The organism is Roseicyclus sp. (assembly GCF_052168335.1).
In the GTDB taxonomy this organism is placed as follows: Bacteria; Pseudomonadota; Alphaproteobacteria; order Rhodobacterales; family Rhodobacteraceae; genus Roseibacterium.
Map to the genome: position 1 here is coordinate 1 of NZ_JBQLZP010000470.1, position 3652 is coordinate 3652.

Annotated in this window: 2 protein-coding genes; one reads left to right on the plus strand and one right to left on the minus strand. The window is 73.3% G+C overall.

The features are described from left to right. On the minus strand, positions 1-2847 hold a 2847-nt coding region (putA, locus tag ACTS11_RS14520), incomplete at its 3' end, for a bifunctional proline dehydrogenase/L-glutamate gamma-semialdehyde dehydrogenase PutA (protein WP_442641018.1). 133 nt (positions 2848-2980) lie between these two features. On the opposite strand from putA, the gene ACTS11_RS14525 reads away from it, so the two are divergent. Then, positions 2981-3442 (plus strand): Lrp/AsnC family transcriptional regulator, encoded by a 462-nt coding sequence (locus ACTS11_RS14525; RefSeq protein WP_442641017.1) that lies wholly within the window; start codon positions 2981-2983, stop codon positions 3440-3442. The last annotated feature ends 210 nt before the right edge of the window (positions 3443-3652 follow it).

The following is a 3652-nucleotide window of genomic DNA, read 5'->3' on the forward strand; positions in this document are numbered from 1 at the left end:
GACGTTGCCCGCGACGATCGCGCGGCTGACCGCCTCGACCTTCGCGTCGATCCGGGTGTGCAGCCCGAAGGTCAGCCCGTATCCCGAGGCGTTCACCTCGGCGATCACCTGCGGCAGGCGGTCGGCGGCGTAGGTGGCGACGTGGAGGACCGGGCCGAAGACCTCGCGCTCGAGATCGGCCATGCCCGCGACCCGCAGGACGACGGGGGCCACGAAATGGCCCTCGGTCGGCGCCGCGAGCTCGTGGAGCACGCGGCCGCCCGCGCGCGCGGCCTCGACGTAGGCGCGGATGCCGTCCCGCGCGCTGCCGTCGATCACCGGGCCCACGTCGGTGGCGAGATGCCAGGGGTCGCCGAGGCGGAGCTCGTCCATGGCGCCGAAGAGCATCCGGAGGAAGGCGGGCGCGATGTCCTCCTGCAGGTAGAGGAGCCGCAGGGCGGAGCAGCGCTGGCCCGCCGACTGGAAGGCGGAGGCGAGGATGTCGCGCACCGCCTGTTCGGGGAGCGCGGTCGAATCGACCACCATCGCGTTGATGCCGCCGGTCTCGGCGATGAGGGGGGCGGCGGGGTCGAGGTGGTCCGCCATGGCGCGGTGGATCGCCTGCGCCGTGCCGGTCGAGCCGGTGAAGGCGACACCCGAGACCCGAGGGCAGGAGGTGAGCGCGGCCCCGACCTCGGCGCCGGTGCCGGGCAGGACCTGGAGCGCGGTGCGCGGCACGCCCGCCTCGTGGAGGAGCGCGACGGCGCGGGCGGCGACCAGCGGCGTCGCCTCGGCGGGCTTGGCGAGGACGGCATTGCCTGCGGCGAGGGCGGCGGCCACCTGCCCCGTGAAGATGGCGAGCGGGAAGTTCCAGGGGCTGATGCAGGCGAAGACGCCCTGGGGCGGATCGGTCAGTTCCGGCGCGCGGGCGGCGTAGTAGCGCAGGAAGTCGACCGCCTCGCGGAGTTCCGCCACGGCGTCGCGGGGCGACTTGCCCGCCTCGCGCGCGAGGATGGCGAAGAGCTCGGGCCCATGCGCCTCGAGGAGGTCGGCGGCCCGGGTCAGCGCCTCGGCGCGGGCTTCGGGCGCGGCCTCCCAGGGGCGGGCGGCGTCGGCGGCGCGGGCGACATCGCCGGGTGCGGCGAGCGTGACCTCGCCCACGAGGTCGGTCGGATCGGCGGGGTTGCGGATGGCCTCGGTCGCGCCCTGCCCCGGTTCGACCGCGAGGACCGGACCGGCGGTCCACCGCGCCGTGCGGAAGGGCGCGCGCGCCGCCTCGAAGGCCGCGATGGCGGCGGGGTCGCCCAGGTCCACGCCGCGGGCGTTGACCCGCTCGGGCGCGAAGAGGTCCGCGGGCAGCCGCACCGCGGGGTGGAGCCGGCCCAGCCCCTCGGCCGCGAAGGGATCGGCGGCGACCGTGCCGGCGGGCACCGAGGCGTCGAGCACCTGGTTCACGAAGGAGCTGTTGGCGCCATTTTCCAGCAGCCGCCGCACGAGGTAGGCGAGGAGGTCGCGATGCATGCCCACGGGCGCGTAGATGCGGCAGCGCGTGCCCTCGTCGCGCATCACCATGTCGTGCAGCGCCTCGCCCATGCCGTGCAGGCGCTGGAACTCGAAGCCGCGCCGCTCCACCCCCGCCATTTCGAGGATCGCGGCGACGGTGTGGGCGTTGTGGGTGGCCAATTGCGGGTAGAGGCGCGGCGCGTAGTCCATGAGCTTCCGCGCGCAGGCGAGGTAGGACACGTCCGTGGCGGCCTTGCGCGTGAAGACCGGGAAATCCTCCAGCCCCTCGACCTGGGCGCGCTTGATCTCGGTGTCCCAGTAGGCGCCCTTGACCAGGCGGACCATGAAGCGGCGGCCGAGGTCGGCGGCCAGCGCCTCGGTCCAGTCGATGACGGGCGCGGCGCGGCGGGAATAGGCCTGCACGACGATGCCGAAGCCGTCCCAGCCGGCGAGGTCGGGGTCGCGGGCGACGGCCTCGATCACGTCGAGGGACAGTTCCAGCCGGTCGGCCTCCTCCGCGTCGATGGAGATGCCCATGTTGGCGGCGCGGGCGGCGCGGACGAGGTCGCGGACGCGCGGGACCAGCTCGGCCAGCACGCGGTCGCGCTGCGCCTCCTCGTAGCGGGGATGGAGCGCGGAGAGCTTGATGGAGATGCCGGGATTGTCGGCGACGTCCGGCGAATTGGCCTTGCGCGAGAGCCGCGCGATGGCGTCGGCATAGGCGCGCGCGAAGGAGGCGGCGTCCCCGGCCGTCATCGCGGCCTCGCCGAGCATGTCGTAGGAATAGGTGTAGCCGCGCGCCTCCTGCGCCTCGGCCCGCGCCATGGCGGCGGCGATGTCCTCGCCCAGGACGAACTGGTTGCCCATCTCGCGCATCGCCCGGCGGACGGCGGTGCGGATCACGGGCTCGCCCAGCCGCTTGACCGCGCCGCGAAGCGTGCGGACAACGCCTGGCCCCTCGCCCTCGCGCAGGACGCGGCCCGTCAGCATCAGCGCCCAGGTGGAGGCGTTGACGAGCGAGGAGGAGGAGCGCCCGAGATGCTCGCCCCATTCGGACGGCGCGATCTTGTCCTCGATCAGCGCGTCCACCGTCTCGGCGTCGGGCACCCGGAGGAGCGCCTCGGCCAGGCACATGAGCGCGACGCCCTCCTCGGTCGAGAGGCCGTATTCGGCGAGGAAGACCTCCATCAGGCCGGGGCGCGCGCCGCCGCGCATCCGTTCCACCAGCGCGGTGGCACGACGGACGGCGGCCACGCGTTCCACCTCGGAGAGCGGCGCGGGCTCCATCAGGGCGGCGAGAACCTCGGCCTCCGGGGCGCGGTGGCGGGCGTGGATCGCGGCGCGGCGCGAAGCGAGATCGGGCATGACGGGGCTCTGGCGGTTCATGGGCGCATGATACACGCGCGGTCGGAGGCAGGTTTCCCGATTTGCATTGCTTTCGTAGGCGGATCGGCCGATATTCCTTCGATCTTCAGGCGAGAAGGATACGAGACGCACGATGGACAGTCCGATCGACGCCTACGACAGGAAGATTCTCGCCGTCCTCGCCCGCGACGGACGCATCCCCGTGACGGAACTGGCGCGCCGCGTGGGCCTGTCGAAGACGCCCTGCCAGGTGCGCGTGCGCAGGCTCGAGGCCTCGGGCTACATCCGCGGCTACCGGGCCATCGTCGACCAGGCGCGGCTGGGGCGGAACCACGTCACCTTCGTCGAGGTGCGCCTCTCCGACACGCGGGAAAAGGCGCTCTCGGCCTTCAACGCCGCCGTCCGCGACGTGCCCGAGATCGAGGAATGCCACATGATCGCGGGGGCCTTCGACTACCTGCTCAAGGTCCGCAGCACCGATATCGACGCCTACCGCCGCACGCTGGGCGAGGTGATCTCGGCCCTGCCCCACGTGGCGAGCACGTCCACCCATGTCTCGATGGAGGCGGTGAAGGATCGCACGCGCGACCCCTGACGCAGGCGTGCCACGCGCGTCGCGGATCGGACCCGCGCATCTTTACCCGGGACCCGTACGCACGATATGATGTGGATGGAATTCGGAACGGGACGCACCCCTTGTCGAGACCGATCCTCCTCGCCGCCGCGGCACTGCTCGCCGCCACCGCCCCGCCCCTCGCCGGGCCGCTCGACGCGCCTCCGGCCGCGCCGCCCGCGGTCCTGCCCG